General features: G+C 73.6%; 16 protein-coding genes. 8 read left to right on the top strand and 8 right to left on the bottom strand.

The genetic code is table 11. The annotated features are described in order from the left end of the window. The first annotated feature begins 84 nt into the window (after positions 1-84). The 6 genes from KM842_RS12200 (at position 85) to KM842_RS12175 (ending at position 6022) form a co-directional block, all read left to right on the top strand. Positions 85-1044, top strand: coding sequence for an ABC transporter permease (locus tag KM842_RS12200; RefSeq protein WP_216258722.1), 960 nt, complete (start codon positions 85-87; stop codon positions 1042-1044). Continuing rightward, complete coding sequence (locus tag KM842_RS12195) at positions 1041-1937, top strand: ABC transporter permease (protein ID WP_216258721.1); 897 nt, start codon at positions 1041-1043, stop codon at positions 1935-1937. The genes KM842_RS12200 and KM842_RS12195 overlap by 4 nt, the downstream gene beginning before the upstream one ends. Beyond that, positions 1934-3667 carry a dipeptide ABC transporter ATP-binding protein gene (locus KM842_RS12190; protein WP_216258720.1) on the top strand — a complete coding sequence of 578 codons (1734 nt, stop codon included), beginning with the start codon at positions 1934-1936 and terminating at the stop codon, positions 3665-3667. Before KM842_RS12195 ends, KM842_RS12190 begins: the two co-directional genes overlap by 4 nt. After that, entirely contained in the window at positions 3664-4581 is a 918-nt protein-coding gene (locus tag KM842_RS12185) for an ROK family protein (RefSeq protein WP_216258719.1), read from the top strand. The genes KM842_RS12190 and KM842_RS12185 overlap by 4 nt, the downstream gene beginning before the upstream one ends. Positions 4582-4719: 138 nt before the next feature. Next, on the top strand, positions 4720-5436 hold the full coding sequence (locus KM842_RS12180) for a phosphatase PAP2 family protein (RefSeq protein ID WP_216258718.1): 717 nt from the start codon (positions 4720-4722) through the stop codon (positions 5434-5436). 76 nt (positions 5437-5512) lie between these two features. Beyond that, complete coding sequence (locus KM842_RS12175; RefSeq protein WP_216258717.1) at positions 5513-6022, top strand: MarR family winged helix-turn-helix transcriptional regulator; 510 nt, start codon at positions 5513-5515, stop codon at positions 6020-6022. Between the two features lie 24 nt (positions 6023-6046). Here the strand turns inward: KM842_RS12175 and KM842_RS12170 are convergent, their stop codons facing one another. Together KM842_RS12170 and KM842_RS12165 are read right to left on the bottom strand one after the other, a co-directional pair. After that, positions 6047-7522 (bottom strand): family 20 glycosylhydrolase, encoded by a 1476-nt coding sequence (locus KM842_RS12170; RefSeq protein ID WP_216258716.1) that lies wholly within the window; start codon positions 7520-7522, stop codon positions 6047-6049. A 9-nt stretch (positions 7523-7531) separates the two neighbouring features. After that, positions 7532-7990 carry an iron chaperone gene (locus KM842_RS12165; protein WP_216258714.1) on the bottom strand — a complete coding sequence of 153 codons (459 nt, stop codon included), beginning with the start codon at positions 7988-7990 and terminating at the stop codon, positions 7532-7534. A gap of 53 nt (positions 7991-8043) precedes the next feature. On the opposite strand from KM842_RS12165, the gene mgrA reads away from it, so the two are divergent. Both mgrA and KM842_RS12155 read left to right on the top strand, forming a co-directional pair. Then, positions 8044-9087, top strand: coding sequence for an L-glyceraldehyde 3-phosphate reductase (gene mgrA / locus KM842_RS12160; protein ID WP_216258712.1), 1044 nt, complete (start codon positions 8044-8046; stop codon positions 9085-9087). A gap of 269 nt (positions 9088-9356) precedes the next feature. Next, positions 9357-10580: an MFS transporter gene (locus KM842_RS12155; RefSeq protein WP_216258711.1), complete on the top strand. Its 1224-nt coding sequence runs from the start codon at positions 9357-9359 to the stop codon at positions 10578-10580. 104 nt (positions 10581-10684) lie between these two features. On the opposite strand, the gene mnhG is transcribed toward KM842_RS12155, so the two are convergent. The 6 genes from mnhG to KM842_RS12125 are packed head-to-tail and all read right to left on the bottom strand — an operon-like array spanning position 10685 to position 17114. After that, the gene (gene mnhG, locus KM842_RS12150; RefSeq protein ID WP_216258709.1) at positions 10685-11050 is read right to left on the bottom strand and encodes a monovalent cation/H(+) antiporter subunit G; all 366 of its coding nucleotides are present in this window, start codon (positions 11048-11050) and stop codon (positions 10685-10687) included. Beyond that, positions 11047-11460 (bottom strand): MrpF/PhaF family protein, encoded by a 414-nt coding sequence (locus KM842_RS12145; RefSeq protein WP_216258708.1) that lies wholly within the window; start codon positions 11458-11460, stop codon positions 11047-11049. Before KM842_RS12145 ends, mnhG begins: the two co-directional genes overlap by 4 nt. After that, positions 11457-12038, bottom strand: coding sequence for a Na+/H+ antiporter subunit E (locus KM842_RS12140; protein ID WP_216258707.1), 582 nt, complete (start codon positions 12036-12038; stop codon positions 11457-11459). The genes KM842_RS12145 and KM842_RS12140 overlap by 4 nt, the downstream gene beginning before the upstream one ends. Then, complete coding sequence (locus tag KM842_RS12135; RefSeq protein WP_216258705.1) at positions 12035-13768, bottom strand: Na+/H+ antiporter subunit D; 1734 nt, start codon at positions 13766-13768, stop codon at positions 12035-12037. Before KM842_RS12135 ends, KM842_RS12140 begins: the two co-directional genes overlap by 4 nt. Continuing rightward, on the bottom strand, positions 13765-14247 hold the full coding sequence (locus KM842_RS12130) for a Na(+)/H(+) antiporter subunit C (protein ID WP_216258703.1): 483 nt from the start codon (positions 14245-14247) through the stop codon (positions 13765-13767). The genes KM842_RS12135 and KM842_RS12130 overlap by 4 nt, the downstream gene beginning before the upstream one ends. Beyond that, entirely contained in the window at positions 14244-17114 is a 2871-nt protein-coding gene (locus KM842_RS12125) for a Na+/H+ antiporter subunit A (RefSeq protein ID WP_216258701.1), read from the bottom strand. Before KM842_RS12125 ends, KM842_RS12130 begins: the two co-directional genes overlap by 4 nt. Between the last annotated feature and the right edge of the window lie 191 nt (positions 17115-17305).

Genomic DNA, 17305 nt, shown 5'->3' with positions numbered 1-17305 from the left:
CCGCCCTGGGAGGCGCGGTGCGGGCCCGACCCGCACCGCGCCTCCCGGGGGACCATCCCCGACCACCTCGACGACGGAAGCAGCATGACCACTGCCCTCTACCTCACCCGCCGGGTGCTCCAGGCGCTCGCGGTGATCCTCATCGTCACGATCGTCGTGTTCTGCCTGCTGCACGCACTGCCCGGCGGCCCCGCCCGCGGCGTGCTCGGTGTCTCCGCGACGCCCGCCCAGATCACCGCGTTCAACCAGGCGCAGGGACTCGACCAGCCGCTCCCCGTGCAGTACGTCCGGTTCCTCGGACGGCTGCTCACCGGGGACCTCGGCACCTCGTACACGCTCAACGAACCGGTGTCGCAGCTCATCCAGGAGCGCATCCCGAAGACCCTCGTGCTGACCGGCCTGTCGGCGGTGCTCGGGCTCGTCGTCGCGATCCCGGTCGGCATGTGGCAGGCGGCCCGACGCAACGGCGCCATCGACTACGCCGCCACCGCGCTCGCGTTCGTGTTCTACTCGACGCCCGCGTTCTTCCTCGGGCTCGTCCTCATCGTCGTGTTCAGCCAGCAGCTGCCGTGGCTGCCGTCGCAGGCGCCGAGCGGCACCACCCTCGCCGAGGTGTTCCAGCAGCCGGCCGGACTGGTCCTGCCCGTGCTCACCGGCGCCCTGGCGATGATCGCGGTCTTCAGCCGGTACATGCGGGCGGCGACGCTCGAGAACCTGCAGGAGGACTACGTCCGCACCGCCCGCGCCGGCGGGTCGTCGACGGCGACGATCCTGCGCCGCCACGTGTTCCGGAACTCGCTCACGCCCGTCGTCGCGATGCTCGGGTACTACCTGCCGGTCCTGTTCGGCGGGGCGCTCGTCACCGAGCAGCTGTTCAACTACCCCGGCATGGGGCTGCTGTTCTGGAACGCCGCACAGACCTCGGACTACCCGACCCTGCTCGGCTGCGTGCTCGTCATCTCGATCGCGACCGTGGTCGGCACCCTGCTCGCCGACGTCGCACAGTCCCTCATCGACCCGCGAGTGAAGGCAGGCCGCGCATGACCTCCGTCCAGATCGCTCCCGAGACCCCGGGCGCCCCGGTCACCGTCGCCGCCACCGGGTTCCGGCTCGCCGCCCGACGGTTCCGGCACAACACGCTCGCCGTCGTCGGCCTCGTGGTGCTCGTCGTCATCGTCCTGTTCTGCTTCGTCGGGCCGTTCGTGTACCCGACCGACCAGACCCACACCCTGCTCGAGCAGGCGAACCAGCGGCCGGGCGGCGGCCACATGCTCGGCACCGACGCGGTCGGGCACGACGTGCTCGGACGGCTGATGTACGGCGGCCGGGTGTCGCTCCTGGTCGGCATCGCCGCGGGCCTCCTGGCCACCGTCGTCGGCACGCTCTGGGGCTCGGTCGCCGGGTACGTCGGCGGGTGGGTCGACGCGGCGATGATGCGCGTGGTCGACGCCGGCATCGCGATCCCGGCCCTGTTCATCCTGCTCGTCATCTCCGCGATCACGACCCCCGGCGTCTGGGGACTGGTCGTCATCCTCGGGCTGGTGTCCTGGCTCGTGCCCTCCCGGCTCGTCCGCGCCGAGACCCTGACGCTGAAGAACCGCGACTTCGTGCTCACCCTCCGCGCGATCGGCGGGTCCCACGCCCGCGCGATCGGTCGGCACCTGCTGCCGAACTCGGTGTCGACGATCGTCGTCGCCGCGACCTTCCAGGTGGCCGACGCGATCCTCCTCGTCGCCTACGTCTCGTACCTCGGGCTCGGGGTGCAGCCGCCGGCGACGGACTGGGGCGGCATGCTCTCGGCGGGACTCACCGCCGCCTACTCGGGCCGCTGGTGGCTGATCGTGCCGCCGGGACTCGCCGTGATCCTCGTCGTCTGCGCCCTCAACGCGGTCGGCGACGGACTCCGGGACGCATTCGACGTGAAGGGCCGCGGATGACCGCCACCGAACCGATCCTGGCCGTCGAGGACCTCGGCGTGCACTTCAGCACGGAGTCCGGCGACGTGCACGCCGTGCAGGGGGTCTCGCTGTCCGTCGCACCGGGGGAGACCCTGGCGCTCGTCGGCGAGTCCGGCTCCGGCAAGTCCACCGTGGCGCTCGCCGCGATGGGGCTGCTGTCGCCGAACGCGACCGTCACCGGCAGCGCCGTCGTGGACGGCCACCAGGTCGTCGGCGCGGGTGAGACCGCCCTGCGCGCCCTCCGTGGTCGCACCGTCTCGATGGTGTTCCAGGAGCCCGCGACCGCGCTCGACCCGCTCACCCGGGTCGGCGCGCAGATCGCCGAGGTGATCCGGAACCACCGGCAGGTGTCCGCCGCGGACGCCGCGGCCCGCGCCGTCGACCTCCTCCGGCGGGTCGGCATCCCCGCCCCGGAGGACCGCGCGAAGGCGTTCCCCTTCCAGCTGTCCGGCGGGCAGCGGCAGCGCGTGGTCATCGCGATGGCGATCGCGAACGAGCCCGCGCTGCTCATCGCCGACGAGCCCACGACCGCGCTCGACGTCACGGTGCAGGCCGAGATCCTCGAGCTGCTCCGGGCGCTCGCCGCGGACACGGGCACCGGCGTCCTGCTCGTCACCCACAACATGGGCGTCGTCGCCGACTTCGCCGACCGGGTCGCGGTGATGCTGCACGGGTCGATTGTGGAGACCGGCGGCGTCGAGGACGTCCTGCTCCGCCCGCAGCACGAGTACACCGAGCGGCTGCTGGCCGCCGTGCCGCGCCTCGAGACGGCGGCGTCGGCGCAGGACGCCGCCGAGTCGGCGACGCACCGCCCCGATCGGCGGCGTCTCGAGGTCACGGAGGCGTCGCCGGACCGAGCACCGGACGGGAGGCCCGACACGCCTCCGGTGGTCGACCTACGCGACGTGTCGGTCACCTTCGGCCGCGGGACCCGCGCGGTGCACGCCCTGCGCGGCATCGACGTCCAAGTCCACGCGGGGGAGACCGTCGGTCTGGTGGGCGAGTCCGGCTCCGGGAAGTCGACCGCGGCCCGCGTCGCCCTCGGCCTGGTCCGCCCGAGCGCCGGCAGCGTCCGCCTGTTCGGGTCGGACCTCCGCCGCACCCGGGGCCGCGACCGCCGCGCACTCCGGTCCGGCATCGGTGTCGTCCTGCAGGACCCGGTCGCCTCGCTCGACCCGCGGATGTCCGTGGGCGAGTGCATCGCCGAACCGCTCGCCGTCCACCGCCGGGGCACGTCCAGCGCCGACCGCCGCCGCCGGGTCGACGAGGTGCTCGACGCCGTGCGCCTGCCCCGCGCCCTGGCGTCCCGTGCACCGCGCGAGCTGTCCGGCGGGCAGCGGCAGCGCGTCAGCCTGGCCCGCGCGCTCGTGCTCGACCCGCGGCTGCTCGTGGCCGACGAACCCACCAGCGCGCTGGACGTCAGCGTGCAGGAGGCCGTGCTCGAGGTCCTCACCGAACTGCAGGGCGAGCTCGGCTTCGCGTGCCTCTTCGTGTCGCACGACCTGGCCGTCGTGCAGCAGTTCGCCGAGCGGGTCGTCGTGATGCGGGCCGGTGCGGTCGAGGAGCAGGGACCGACCGGGTCGACGCTCCTGCACCCCACCACGGACTACACGCGGCGGTTGCTCGCGGCGGTACCCGTCCCCGACCCGGTGGTGCAACGGCAGCGCCGAGCGGACCGTCTGGCCTCCCTCGCCGCGGTGACCTCGTGACGGCACCGGTCGTCGCGGGCATCGACGTCGGCGGCACCAACACGAAGGTGCTGCTCGCCACGCCCGACCTCGACGTCCTCGACCGGGTGGACCTGCCGACACCCGCGCACGACGGCGGCGACGCGATCGTCGAGGCGGCGGTGACGGCGGTGCGGTCCCTGCTCGACCGGCACCGGGCCTCCCTGCTGGGGGTCGGCGTCGGCTCGGCCGGCGTCGTGGACCCGACCAGCGGCACGGTCCTCGTCACCGCGAACTCGTTCACCGGGTGGGCCGGGTACCGGGTGACCGACGCCGTGACCGCGCGGCTCGGCGTACCGGCGACGCTCGACAACGACGTGAACGCGTTCCTGCTCGGCGAGGTCGCCACCGGGGCCGTCGCGGGGGAGCGTGACGTGCTCGGGATGACCCTGGGCACCGGGGTCGGCGGGGCCCTCGTGCTCGGCGGCACGCTGTTCGGGGGTCCGCACGGCGCCGCCGGCGAGATCGGGCACGTGCCCGGCTTCGGCGACACCCCGTGCACCTGCGGGCAGCGCGGGCACCTCGAGACCGTCGCGGGTGCCCGGGGGATGGCGGACCGCTACGCCGACCGCACTGGCCGACGGCGCTCGACGCACCAGGTCGCCGACGCCGCCCGTGCCGGTGACGCGGACGCGCAGGCGGTGTTCGCCACGGCCGGGTGGGGCATCGCCCGGGCCGTGCTGCTCACCGCCGGGATCCTCGACGTGACGACGGTCGTCATCGGCGGCGGCGTCGCCCGGTCGTGGGACCTGCTCGCGCCCGCGGTCACCTCGGCGCTCGCCGCGGAGCCCCCGGTCAGCGGGGCGGCGATCCGCGTGGCGCAGTCCGCGCTCGGGGCGGACGCCGTGGCGCTCGGGGCGGCGGCGCAGGTGCGGGCGCTCGTCCCCGTGGGGTGACCGCCCGCCGCCGCCGCCGCCGACCGCCGCTCGTCGCTGCCCGCTGCCCGCTGCCCTGGTGCCCGGTCTGAACGAGCTCTGATCTGCGGGGTGCGCCGCCACCGGTCGTTCCGCACCCGGCCCTGGGACGATGGCCGGATGACCGCTGCGCCGTCCCAGACGCCTGCCCGCCGGGAGTCCGCGCCGAGCGGCATCCTCGTCCGGACGCCGTACCCCCTCGCCACGATCGCGATCGCGGTCGGCACCGTGATCGTCATCACCATCGTCGGGTTCGTGCTCGGCGACGTCGACCTCGGGCTCGCCCGGGCGCTCAACGCGCTGCACGTCGGCGCACTCGGAGCGATCACGACGGCGGTCTACCACGTCATCAGCCCCGGCCCGGCGATCGGCATCACCATCGTGGTGACCGGCGTGCTCTGGCTCGTCCGGCGCGACGTCCGACCGGCGGCCGCGTTCGCCGGGACGGTCGCGATCACCTGGGTGCCGTCCGACCTCGTCAAGGAACTCGTGCAGCGGCCCCGCCCCGACACGTCCGTGCTCCCGCACCCCTTCGCGACGCAGCCGGACCCCTCGTACCCGAGCGGGCACACCGTGTTCATCGTGGCGATCGTCATCGCCCTGACATGGGTCCTCCGCGACACGCGGTGGCACCGGCTCGCCGTCGTCCTCGGCACGGTCGTGGTGGTCGTCGTCGTCCTCTCGCTGACGATCGACGCCGTGCACTTCCCGACGGACACGGTCGCGTCGGTGGTCTGGGCGCTCGCGGTGGCACCGGCCGCGCGCCTGGTCTGGGCGGACTGGGCGATGCCGCGCATCCCGCTGCTCCGGCGCGCCCCGATGTCCGGCGCGCGCTGACCGGCGCACGCCCGTGTCCGGCGCGCGCTGAGCCCGGCACGGCGTGCTCGCTGCCGCCCGGCACTACGGTGCTCGGATGACCTCCCCGGCACCCGACGACGCGCTCGCGCAGCTGGCCGACGTCGTGCTCCGCGTCGCGCGCGAGCTCGACCCGTCCGTCCGGCGCTCCGACGACGTCGTGCCGCTCACCGGCACCGAGGTGCTCGTGATGCGCTGGGTCGAGACGAACCCCGGCACCACCCCGAGTGCGACGGCCGAGGCGACCGCCCTGCGGCGGAGCAACCTCAGCGTCGCGCTCGGTGCCCTCGTGGCGAAGGGCATGGTCGAGCGACGGCCGCACCCCGGCGACGCCCGGCTCGCGCAGCTCTTCCCGACCGCGCTCGCCGCCGAGAGCATCGGTGTGCTCAAGGCGCGGTGGGCCGGGACGCTGCGCGCGGCCCTGCGGAGCGGTGCCCCGGAGACGGGCGACGGGACGGCCACGGACGGCGCCGCCGGGGAGTCGGCCGAAGTCACCGCTGCCGTCACCGCCGCGGTCGCCCTGCTCGGTCGCGTCGAGGCCGGCCTCCGGCGACCGCGCGCCGACTGACGTCGGCGGCGGTGCGGCCGGGGATCACGAGCGCGCGGTCTCGAGCATCGCGACCACGTGCGGCGTGCTCCAGCGCAGGAGGGCGTCGGCGGGGGGAGCCGCCAGGTCCTCGCCCCAGATCGCCACGGCCGCACCCGCCATCGGCGTGCGGAGGAGCGAGCCGGAGTCGCTGTCCCACGCCCGGAGGGACCAGTGCTCGCGGAGGTCGGCGGCGGTGTAGGCGCTGTCCGCCGGGTCGAGGTCGCTCGGGACCTCGTACAGGTAGTACGAGTTGTAGTTGAGCAGCTCGATCCCCGCCGCGGACAGGTCGCCCGCCCGTGCCCGTCGCTGCCGGCGTTCCGCGCGCTCCGTCTCGTCCTCGGTGTCGCCGTCGAGGCTCCAGTACGTGATGCGGATGCGCGGGTCCAGCCGCTGCACCGCCGCCCGGTCGATCCCGTCGTTCCAGGCCCACACTGCACGGTCGCCGAGCGAAGCCGCCATCGCGTTCAACCAGTCGACGCGGCCGGCGGCGGTGACGCCGTCGCCCCACTCGTCGCCGCCGATGTGCACGGCGCGGCTGGACGGGAAGGCCCGCGTGACCTCCGCTGCCAGGTCGGTCGCCAGCGCGAGGCTCCCGGGCGCCGACGTGTCGAGCTCGCTCTCCCCGGCACGGATGCGGTCGACCCACTCCGTCCCGTGCCGCGCCTCGAGCAGGGCGAACGCGGCAGCCATGTGGCCGGGGGTGTCGACCTCGGGCACGATCGCGACGTGCCGCTCGGCTGCGTAGCGGGAGATCCGGCGCGCCTGGGCGGCGCTGAGGAACGGGCGTCCGGTGACGCGACTCGTGTACACGCCGTGGTCGAGGTCCGCGTCCGCGAGGGTCTGGCCGAGGACGTCGCTCTCGATCCCGACGTTCTGGTCGTCGGTGAGGTGCAGGTGCAGGAAGCGGCCACCGTGCGCCGCGAGCAGGTCGACGTACTCCTCGATGAGCGACACCGGGTAGTAGGCCCGCGCGACGTCGAGCATCACCCCCGTCTCGGGACGCGCGGGGGTCGCCCGCTTCGTCGTGACGGTCCCGGGCGAGGTGCGGCAGTGCTGCGCGGAGTACGTCCCGGAGCAGCCGAGGACCGAGTACCTGCCGGCCGCCGCACGGCGCGGTGCGGCGTGGGTCGCACGGACCGTCGCGCTCGCACCGGCGGCGAGCGACGGCACCGCGACCCGGCCGAGGGCGTACTCCCTGCTGCCGGAGGCCAGGTAGAGCCAGGCCTGGGAGGCCGGCTTCCGCGCCGACGTCCGGTTCCGCACCGTCAGGGTGCTGCGCACGGCGGTCCGGCCCGAGCTGGCGGTGCTGGTCGCTGCGACCTTCGTGACCGTCACCGTCGGCGCCGTCGCGCCCTCCGCCGACCGCGTGACCGCCTCGACGCCGACCAGGGCTGCCGACAGTGCGATCGCGAGACCGACGGCGATGAGCCGTCCCGTCCGGCGCGGTGCGGGCGCCCCGGACACCGAGGACCGGTGCACCACGGCGCCTCAGGCCGTCGCTCGGCGGACGAGCTCGGCGACGGTCTGTTCGTCCGCCTCCGAGAACGCCGGCGTGACCGCGAACGAGGTCGGCCAGAAGGTGCCGTCGTCGAGCGCCGCCGGGTCCTGGAACCCGAGGGTCGCGTAGCGCGCACCGAACTTCGCGGCGTCCTGGAAGAAGAAGACCACCGCGCCGTCCTTCGCGTAGGCGGGCATGCCGTACCAGAGGCGCGGGGCCAGGTCGGGGGCGACGTCGAGGGCGATGCGGTGGATGCGCTCCGCCAGGCCCCGGTCCGGGTCGGGCATCGCGGCGATCTTGTCCACCACGGCCTGGGCGGCGAGCGCGGCCTTCTCGGCCTTCGACGTCCCGCGCTTCCGGCTCGCCGTCACCTCGGCCGCGTGCTCGCGCATCGCCGCACGCTCCTCCGGGCTGAAGGTGCTCTCGGACGTCTCGTCCCGTGCTGCCATGGCGGCCTCCTCGTCGATGAGCATCACGGTAGCGCCGTGGCAGGCTCGGGTCCATGACCTACACCGCGGCCGACGACCGCTACGACTCGATGACCTACCGGCGGACCGGCCGATCCGGCCTCGACCTGCCGCTGCTCTCCCTCGGCTACTGGCACAACTTCGGCGACGACGTGCCCTTCGAGACCCAGCGTGCCGTGAGCCGCCGGGCCTTCGACCTCGGCATCACGCACCACGACCTCGCGAACAACTACGGCCCGCCCTACGGCGCCGCGGAGCTGAACTTCGGCAGGCTGATGCGCGAGGACTTCGCGCCGTACCGCGACGAGATGGTGATCTCGACCAAGGCCGGCTGGGACATGTGGCCCGGTCCGTACGGGCAGGGCGGCGGCTCCCGCAAGTACGTCCTCGCCTCGCTCGACCAGTCGCTGCAGCGCACGGGCCTGGACTACGTCGACGTCTTCTACTCGCACCGTCTCGACGCCTCGACCCCGCTCGAGGAGACGATGGGCGCCCTGCACACCGCGGTCCAGCAGGGCAAGGCGCTGTACGTCGGCATCTCGTCCTACGATGCCGAGCGCACCCGTCAGGCCGCCGCGATCCTCCGTGACCTCGGCACGCCGCTGCTCATCCACCAGCCCTCGTACTCGATGCTCAACCGCTGGATCGAGACCGAGGGCCTGCTCGACGCCGCCGGTGAGCTCGGCTTCGGCGTGATCGGCTTCACCGCGCTCGCGCAGGGGCTGCTGACCGGCAAGTACCTGCACGGCGTCCCGGAGGGCTCGCGTGCCGCGGCCGGGAAGTCCCTCGACCCGTCGTCGATCACGCCCGAGGTCGTCGAGCACCTCCGCGCGCTGGACACCGTCGCCGAGTCCCGCGGCCAGACCATGGCGCAGCTCGCCCTGGCCTGGGCGCTCCGCGACGAGCGGGTCACGTCCCTCGTCATCGGCGCCTCCCGGGTCGAGCAGCTCGAGGACAACGTCGCCGCGCTGGCGAACACGACGTTCTCGGACGAGGAACTCCGCACGATCGACGAGCACACGGTCGGGATCGCCGACGTCGACCTCTGGGCGGGTGCCCGCGCCGGCGAGGTCTCCTGACCCTCCGCCCGTCACCCCCGGGGGCCCGAGTCCGACACGTCACAGGCCACGTGTCGAACCCGGGCCCGACCGGGTGACGGCCGGACCGGACGACCGCCGGACGGGAGGCCCGCCGTCGGACCCTGGATGAGCCGTGCGTCCGGCGGGTACCCTGGACACGCAATCCAGCAACACACCGTGTATCTACCGGACGCCGGCACCCCGGCGGACAGCGGCGGCACCCGATGGGTCCGTCCGACAGGGGCGGGCCGAGAAGGCACACCCCCACCATGCTCCAAGCGCGTTCCTCCGGCGCTTCCCTGATCGCCCTCGCCGGTCGGTCCTACTTCCCCATCGCGTTCATCGCGCGGCTCCCCTTCGCGATGATGGTCGTCGGCGTCCTCACGCTGGTCGTCGCCGCCCGTGACTCGGTCGCCCTCGGCGGCGTCAACTCGGCCTCGGTCGGCATCGGGTCGGCGTTGTTCGGCCCGCTCGTCGGCGCCGCTGCCGACAGGTACGGCCAGCGCGCCGTGCTCGTGCCGGTCGGCCTGGCGAACGCCGTGCTCCTCGGAGCGCTGCCGTTCGTCGTGCAGAGCACCGCGCCGGACCTCGCCGTCCTGGCGATGTCGTTCCTCATCGGGGCGAGCGCACCGCAGGTCGCGCCGATGTCGCGGACCAGGCTCGTCGCGATCATCCGCAACCGGATGGACCCGAAGCGGCACGAGCGTGTCCTCAGCGGCACGATGGCGTACGAGTCCGCCGCCGACGAGACGGTGTTCATCGTCGGCCCGTTCCTGGTCGGCGTCCTCGCCAGTGCGATCGCGCCCTGGGTCGCGGTCGCCGGGGCCTCGGTGCTGACCTTCGTCTTCGTCACCGCGTTCGCCCTGCACCCCACCGGGCGGCTGTCCCTGGGGCACGCGTCCGATCCCCGGCCGGCACCGGCCCGGGAGCTCCTCCGGCCCCGCCTGGTCGTCGTGGTCGTCGGCATCCTCGGCATCGGGTTCTTCTTCGGGTCGACGCTGACCTCGCTGACCGCCTTCATGGCCGACCACGGCGGGTCCTCGCGGGCCGGCCTGCTCTACGGCCTGATGGGCATCGGCTCGGCGGGACTCGCGCTCGGCTCGGCGGCGTTCCCCCGGGCGTTCCGGCTCGGCTGGCGTTGGCTCCTGTTCGGCGTCGTGTTGCTCGCCTCGTCGGTCGTCTTCGCGACCGCGGACTCCGTGCTCGCGGTCGGGGTCGTCCTCGCGGTGATGGGCATCGGCATCGGTCCGACCCTCGTGACGCAGTACAGCCTGGGGTCGGACCGCTCGCCGGTGGGCCGCTCGGCGACGACGATGACGATCCTCGGGTCGGCGGTCATCGTCGGGCAGTCCGTCGCCTCCGCCGTGGTCGGCGAGGTCGCGGAGCGTGCCGGCACCCCCGCCGCGATGGCGTTCCCGGCGGTCTCGGCGGCCGTGGTCGTCCTGGCGGCGGTCGTGAACCTGGTCCTCTCCCGACGCGACGCGGTCCGCTGACGGGAGGCGCGCCTCCCGTCCGCTACGAGCCGCGGGGTGGGCGGAGGCACCGACCCGCCCGACTGTTGCGCATCGGTCGGTCCTGACCGGCCGCCGCGCCCCGGTCAGCCCTCGGTGTCGTCGACGAGCAGGTCCTCGTGCCGGTAGTCGCCCGAGCGCAGGCCGGCGCGCGCGATCATGTGCGTCGACACCGGCACCAGGGCCAGCTGGAACACCATCGCCGGCAGGACCACCCAGAACGCGGTCCACGTCCACACGGCCACGACGACCGCCGCCAGACAGCAGGCGAGCCCGAGCACCTGCGGCTTCGACATCGCGTGCAGGCGGACGAGGGGGTCGGGGAAGCGGACGATGCCGATCGCCGCGGCGAGCGACAGTGCCGACCCGACGAGCAGGAGCGCGAGGGCGATCCACGCCCGGATCCCGGCGTCGTCCAGGAAGTCCTGGAGCAGGTCCGTCATCTCGGTCATCGCTGCCCTCCTGCGGTGTGGCCGGACTCGTCCTCGGCAGCGGCGTCGTCCGCCTGGGCGGCCCCTGCGGCCTCCTCGGCGGCGGCGACCGCCTGCTCGGGTGTGGAGGCGTCCATGCCCTCGTCCTCCGGGTCGGTGGACGGGGTCACGGCCCGGGCGACGGCGACGGTCGCGAAGACGCTCGTCGCCGCGATCACGACGAGCACGGGCACGGCACTGAGGTCCTGCCGGACCACGACGGCCGCGGCGATCACCAGGAGCACCGTGGTGAGCACCATGTCCGACCCGATCATCCGGTCGAGGATCGTCGGTCCGCGCACGATGCGGCCGACCGCGAGCGTCAGGGTCACGCCGAGGAGCGCCAGCACGAGGGCGATCCCGACGGCCATGACGACGACGGCGGCGCTCACCGGGTCACCTGCGGCAGCGGCTCGGACAGCTCGGACACGTCCTGCGCCGACCCGATCGCCCGGATGACGAGCGCCTCGATGGTCATCGCCTCGCGACGGGCCGCCTCGACCTGCTCCTCCCGCTCGGTGTCGAGCACGTGGAGCAGCAGGCGGCGGCGGCGCAGGTCCTCGTCGATGACGTAGGACCCGGGGACGAGCGAGATCGCGATGGTGGACAGCGTGAAGGTCATCTCCGACGTGGTGTGCAGCTGCACGAGGACGATCGAGCTCCGCCGGACCCCCCGCGGTCGGACGGCGGCCCAGGCGACCCGGAACGACGCGGCCACGACGTACCCGGCCCAGACGACGACGAAGCGCAGGACGGAGAGCACCGAGAAGCGGGCGGACAGGGGGATCGGCGGCAGGGGCAGCAGCTGGGTGACGAGCAGCGCGACGACGATCCCGCACAGCAGGGTCAGCGGCGTCCAGTTGCCCCAGAGCAGCGCCCACAGCACGGTGAGCCCGGCGACGAGCGGGACGTCGTAGCGCCAGGCCAGCGCGAGCCGGCGGGCGTTCGTGTACCGGCGGTCGTCGGTCATCGCAATCCACCCCCGAGCACGGCCTGCACGTAGCGGTCCGGCGACTCGAGCGCCTCGGCGGCGCGGGTGGCGTAGCCGTAGAGCGGTCCGGCGACGACGGTCAGGGCGACCGAGCCGAGGACGGCCACGGTCGTCACGGCGACCATCATCCGCGGGAGCGTCGCGCGGGCGTGCTCGGACGACGGGGCGTCGCCGTGGCGGTGCGCGTCGGACCTGGTCGGGTCGTCGAGCGTGCCGACCGAGCCGTCGCCGGCCGGGGCGCGCACGACCGCGGGCGGTGCGCCCACGGGGGACGCGCCTCCCGTCTGCTCGTCACCGCTGCCCTCGGCCACGGTGACCGGCGCCGGTTCCGGGGCGCGGAGGTGCTCGTGCGCCTCGGCGACGCTGGCGTGCGGTGCCGCCGCCTCGGCCGCGGGCTTCGGCCGCCAGAAGGCGGCGTCCCAGACACGCATGAGCGCGTACAGGGTCAGGAGGCTCGTCACGACCCCGGCGGCGATGGTCGCATAGGCGAGGGGCGAGCCGTCCTCGGCCGCGGCGCGGAAGAGCCCGAGCTTTCCGATGAAGCCGGAGAAGGGCGGGATGCCGCCGAGGTTGAAGGCCGGCACGAGGTAGAGCGCGGCGAGCAGCGGGGCCGCCGTCAGGAGGCCGCCGAGGGAACGCGTCGACGTCGTCCCGCCGACCCGCTCCATCAGCCCGGAGACGAGGAACAGGGTGGTCTGCACGACGATGTGGTGCACCGTGTAGAAGACCGCCGCCGCGGTGCCGACCACGGAGCCGAGCCCGATTCCCATCACCATGAAGCCGATGTGGCTGATGAGCGTGAACGACAGCAGGCGTTTCACGTCGGTCTGCGACACGGCGCCGAGCACGCCGACCACCATCGTCAGGATCGCCACGACGAGCAGCACGGTGTTGAGCTGCGGCCTCGGGAAGATGATCGTCTCGAGGCGGATGATCGCGTAGATGCCCACCTTGGTCAGCAGGCCCGCGAAGACCGCGGTGACCGGCGCGGGGGCGGTCGGGTACGAGTCCGGCAGCCAGAACGCCAGCGGGAAGACCGCGGCCTTGATGCCGAAGCCGATGAGCAGCATCGTGTGCAGCAGCAGCTGCACGTGCTCGGGCAGCTCGGCCACCCGCTCGCTGATCTGCGCGATGTTGACGGTGCCGGTCGCGCCGTAGACCAGGCCGATGGCGGCGAGGAAGATCGACGACGAGATGAGGCTCGTGATGATGTACGTCGTGCCCGCCCGGACGCGCTGGACGCTGCCGCCGACGGTGATGAGCACGTAGCTGGCCACCAGGAGCATCTCGAACGCGACGTACAGGTTGAACAGGTCGCCCGCGATGAACGAGTCGAGCACGCCCGCGGCGAGGACGAGGTACGTCGGGTAGAAGATCGTGACCGGCGCGTCCTCGTCGTCGTCCGCGAGTCCCTGGCCGATCGAGAACAGCAGGACGACGAGCAGCACCGAGCTCGACACGGTCAGGAGCAGGGCGCTCAACCGGTCGACCACGAGCGAGATGCCGTACGGCGCCTGCCACCCGCCGACCTGCAGAACGATCGTGCCGTGCCGGTCGACGAGCACCATGAGGGTGACGGCGATCGCCACCGCGATGACGAGCACGGCGACCGTGATCGCGCGCTGGAGCTGCTGGTGGCGGAGCAGCCCGAGGGCGACGGCGGCACCGAGCAGCGGGAAGAGGACGAGGAGCGGGACGAGGAAGGTCACCGGTGGGCCTGCTCTCGGTCGGTGTCGGGCTGGGTGCCGTGCGGGTCGTCGGCGTCCTCGGGGGCCTTCGGGTCGTGGTGCGTGGCGGGGTCGTCCTCTTCCGCGAGCTCCGGGTCGTCGTCGGCCGGGTCCTCGCGGTGCCGGATCGCGACGTCCGCCTCGTCGACCTCGACCTCGTCGGCGCGGGACAGCCGCCACGAGCGGTGGATGAGGGCGAGGAGGAACGCGCTCACGGCGAAGGTGATCACGATCGCGGTCAGGGCGAACGCCTGGGGGAGGGGGTCGGTGATGCCCTCGGCCGACCCGCCGATCGGCGGGTCACCGGCGGCGCCGGACATCGTGAGGAGCAGCAGGTTGAGCGCGTTGCCGAGGAGCAGGAACCCGAGCAGCATCCGGGTCAGGGAGCGTTCGAGGAGCAGGTAGACGCCGCACGAGAAGAGCACGGCCATCGCGATCACGAGGACGAGGGTGACGGTCATGCGGGTCCCTCCGAGGTGTCGGCGGCGGGGACGCGGCGGTCCTCGATGCGCTGGCGGTCGACCTCGGCCCCGAGGGAGCGGAGGACGTCGAGCACGAGCCCGACGACGACGAGGTACACGCCGATGTCGAAGAAGGTGGCGGTGACGAACTCGACGTGGCCGAGCACGGGGACGGTTGCCTCGAAGAACTCCGAGTACAGCGCCTCCTTGCCGAAGAACATCGGGACGATCGCCGTGACGGCCGCGGTCGCGACGCCGAGCCCGAGCAGGCGACCCGCGCGGATGGGTGCGGCGGCACCGAGCTCGGCCGGACCGCCGGCGAGGTAGCGTGCGGCCAGCGCGATGCCCGCGACGAGCCCGCCCGCGAAGCCGCCGCCCGCCGAGTTGTGCCCGGCGAACAGCAGGTAGAGCGAGAGCACGACGAGGCCGTGGAACAGCAGGCGCACGACGATGTCGAGCAGGGCGGAGCGTCCGGTCGGGATCGCCGCGCTCGTCGGCAGCCAGGCGCGCGGCTCGCCGTCGGCCCGGTCGTCCCCGTTCGCGACCGAGGCCGGCATGTCCCGCAGGCGGGGCAGCGTGTCCTCGCGCGACCGCACGAAGATGAGGCTCGCGACACCGGTGGCCGCGGCGACGACGACGGTGAGCTCGCCGAGGGTATCCCAGCCGCGCAGGTCGACCAGGGCGACGTTGACGACGTTGAGGCCGTGCCCGAACGAGCTGGTGAGCGCGGGCAGGTCCGGCCACAGTGGTCGGGCGGTGCGGGCGGAGGCGGCGACGATCACGACGACCGCGAGCGTCAGCCCGGCGAGGGCGGCGAACAGCGCCCGGAGCACCCGGAAGCGCGAGGGGTTGGCGGTCCCGATCCGCGGGGGCAGGCGCCGGAGCACGAGCACGAAGGCGATGAGCGTGACGGTCTCGACGACGAGCTGGGTGAGCGCGAGGTCGACGGCGCCGTGCAGCAGGAACAGGATCGACGTCCCGTAGCCGGTGACGCCGACGAGCACCGCCGCGGCGAAGCGGGTCTTGGCAGCCAGCACGGCGATCGCGGCGAAGGACATCACGATGATGACGGGCAGCTGGCCCCACGTGTCCGCGAACCGGACGTGGAACGCCCACGGACCGCCGACGACGAGGTTGGCGAGCGCCCCGGCGACGAAGACCGACAGGATCACGGTGAGGTAGTACGGCAGGGACCCGCGCTGCAGGCTCGCGGTGAGCCACGTGGCGAACCGGTCGAGCCCGCGCATGAGCCGGCGGTAGTTGCCCGACGCTGAGGGGGACCCGGCCAACCGGTGCTGCACGGCCTCGACCCGGGTGCGGAGCAGGAACAGGACGACACCGCCGACGAGGGTCAGCGCCGAGATGCCGAGCGCCGGCTCGAGACCGTGCCAGAGCGCCAGGTGCGGGACCTCGCCGCTGCCGTGTCGTGCGGCCTCGCCGGCGGACTCGAAGCCGTGCGCGACGAACGGGGTCGCGAGGCCGAGCACGAGCCCCGTGACGCCGAGCAGCGAGGGGACGACCCACGTGCCGTGCAGGGCGTGCGGCTCGGTCTGCGGGACACCGGGCTTGCGGGCGAAGGTGCCCCAGAGGAACCGGCACGAGTAGGCCACCGTCAGGACCGAGCCGACCGTGGCACCGACGAGGGCCGTCCACGCCCACAGCGCGTCGGGGCCGTGCAGCTCCTCGACGAGCCCGGTGAGCACGGCCTCCTTCGCGACGAAGCCGATGAGCGGTGGGATCCCCGACATCGACGCGAGGGCGAGCACGGCGACCGCGGCCAGGCAGGGCAGCCGTCGGCCGACCCCGCTGAGCTTCCCGAGGTCGCGGGTGCCGGCGACGTGGTCGACCGTGCCGACGACCAGGAACAGCGTCGACTTGAACGTGGCGTGCGCGACGAGCAGGACGACGCCGCCGAGGGCGATCTCCGGCGCACCCCAGCCCGCGGCGAGCAGCAGGAACCCGAGCTGGGCGACCGTGCCGTAGGCGAGCAGCAGCTTGAGGTCGGTCTGCCGGAGCGCCCGGTACCCGCCGACGAGCATGCCGAGCACGCCGAGCACCGTGACGGTCTCCCGCCAGCCGTCGAGCAGGGCGAACGCCGGGGCGAGGCGGGCGACCAGGTAGATGCCCGCCTTCACCATGGCGGCGGCGTGCAGGTAGGCGCTGACCGGGGTGGGCGCGGCCATCGCGGCCGGCAGCCAGAAGTGGAACGGCACGATCGCGGACTTCGTCAGGGCGCCGACGAGCACGAGCACGACGGACACCGAGACGGCGGTGCCGGTCGGCGGCGCGGCGACGATGCCGGACAGCGAGGTCGTCCCGGCGGCGACCGAGATCACCACGAGGCCCGCCAGCATCGCGAGGCCGCCGGCGGTGGTCACGACGAGTGCCTGCATCGCGGCGGCCCGGCTGGCGCGCTTCACGGCGTCGTGCCCGATGAGCAGGTAGGAGAAGACCGTCGTGGCCTCCCAGAGGACGAACAGCACGATGACGTCGTCGGCGATCACCAGGCCGTACATCGACCCGGCGAACGCGGTCAGGACCCCGGCGAACCGACCGAGTCCGGGCTCGTCGTCCGCGAAGTACGACGCGCAGTAGACGAGCACGAGCGCGCCGACCCCGGTGACGACGAGCGCGAGCACCCACGACAGGGCGTCGACGCGGAACGCGAGGTCGAGGGCGAGCTGTGGGATCCAGCGCACCCGCTCGGTGACCCCGTCCCCGAGCGCCGAGGCGGTCTGGGTGAGCGTGAGCACGGCGGCTGCCGCGGGGGCGAGGGCGGCGACGAAGAAGACGCGTCGCCCCAGCAGGGGGGTGAGTGCGGGGACGACGAGTGCGACGACGCCGAACGCGATGAGGACGGTGAACACAGGGGCACCTCCTCGGGGGTCGGGCTGCAGTCCGGCTCTCTTGGCACCTCACAGCCTACGGAGAGCCGCATGAGCAGATCCTGTGCGGGCGGACAGGGTCACTCCGCCGGGGCCAGACTGCTGCCCCCACTCTGCCCGCTGGTGCCCGACCCGTCCGGCCCGACCCGGGCGCGGGGCCCGGGGTGTCGGCC

It is taken from the genome of Curtobacterium sp. L6-1 (assembly GCF_018885305.1).
GTDB lineage: Bacteria > Actinomycetota > Actinomycetes > Actinomycetales > Microbacteriaceae > Curtobacterium > Curtobacterium aetherium.
The sequence above is the reverse complement of the archived record's forward strand: the minus strand, read 5'-3'. Positions and strand labels throughout refer to the sequence as shown.

What these genes read in the sequence shown, in the direction of transcription:
- KM842_RS12190 (WP_216258720.1), top strand. Translation starts at nt 1,934, where the DNA reads ATGACCGCCACCGAACCGATCCTGGCCGTCGAGGACCTCGGCGTGCAC.
- mgrA (WP_216258712.1), top strand. Translation starts at nt 8,044, where the DNA reads ATGACCTACACCGCGGCCGACGACCGCTACGACTCGATGACCTACCGG.
- KM842_RS12175 (WP_216258717.1), top strand. Translation starts at nt 5,513, where the DNA reads ATGACCTCCCCGGCACCCGACGACGCGCTCGCGCAGCTGGCCGACGTC.
- KM842_RS12155 (WP_216258711.1), top strand. Translation starts at nt 9,357, where the DNA reads ATGCTCCAAGCGCGTTCCTCCGGCGCTTCCCTGATCGCCCTCGCCGGT.
- KM842_RS12165 (WP_216258714.1), bottom strand. Translation starts at nt 7,990, where the DNA reads ATGGCAGCACGGGACGAGACGTCCGAGAGCACCTTCAGCCCGGAGGAG.
- mnhG (WP_216258709.1), bottom strand. Translation starts at nt 11,050, where the DNA reads ATGACCGAGATGACGGACCTGCTCCAGGACTTCCTGGACGACGCCGGG.
- KM842_RS12180 (WP_216258718.1), top strand. Translation starts at nt 4,720, where the DNA reads ATGACCGCTGCGCCGTCCCAGACGCCTGCCCGCCGGGAGTCCGCGCCG.
- KM842_RS12130 (WP_216258703.1), bottom strand. Translation starts at nt 14,247, where the DNA reads ATGACCGTCACCCTCGTCCTCGTGATCGCGATGGCCGTGCTCTTCTCG.
- KM842_RS12200 (WP_216258722.1), top strand. Translation starts at nt 85, where the DNA reads ATGACCACTGCCCTCTACCTCACCCGCCGGGTGCTCCAGGCGCTCGCG.
- KM842_RS12195 (WP_216258721.1), top strand. Translation starts at nt 1,041, where the DNA reads ATGACCTCCGTCCAGATCGCTCCCGAGACCCCGGGCGCCCCGGTCACC.
- KM842_RS12140 (WP_216258707.1), bottom strand. Translation starts at nt 12,038, where the DNA reads ATGACCGACGACCGCCGGTACACGAACGCCCGCCGGCTCGCGCTGGCC.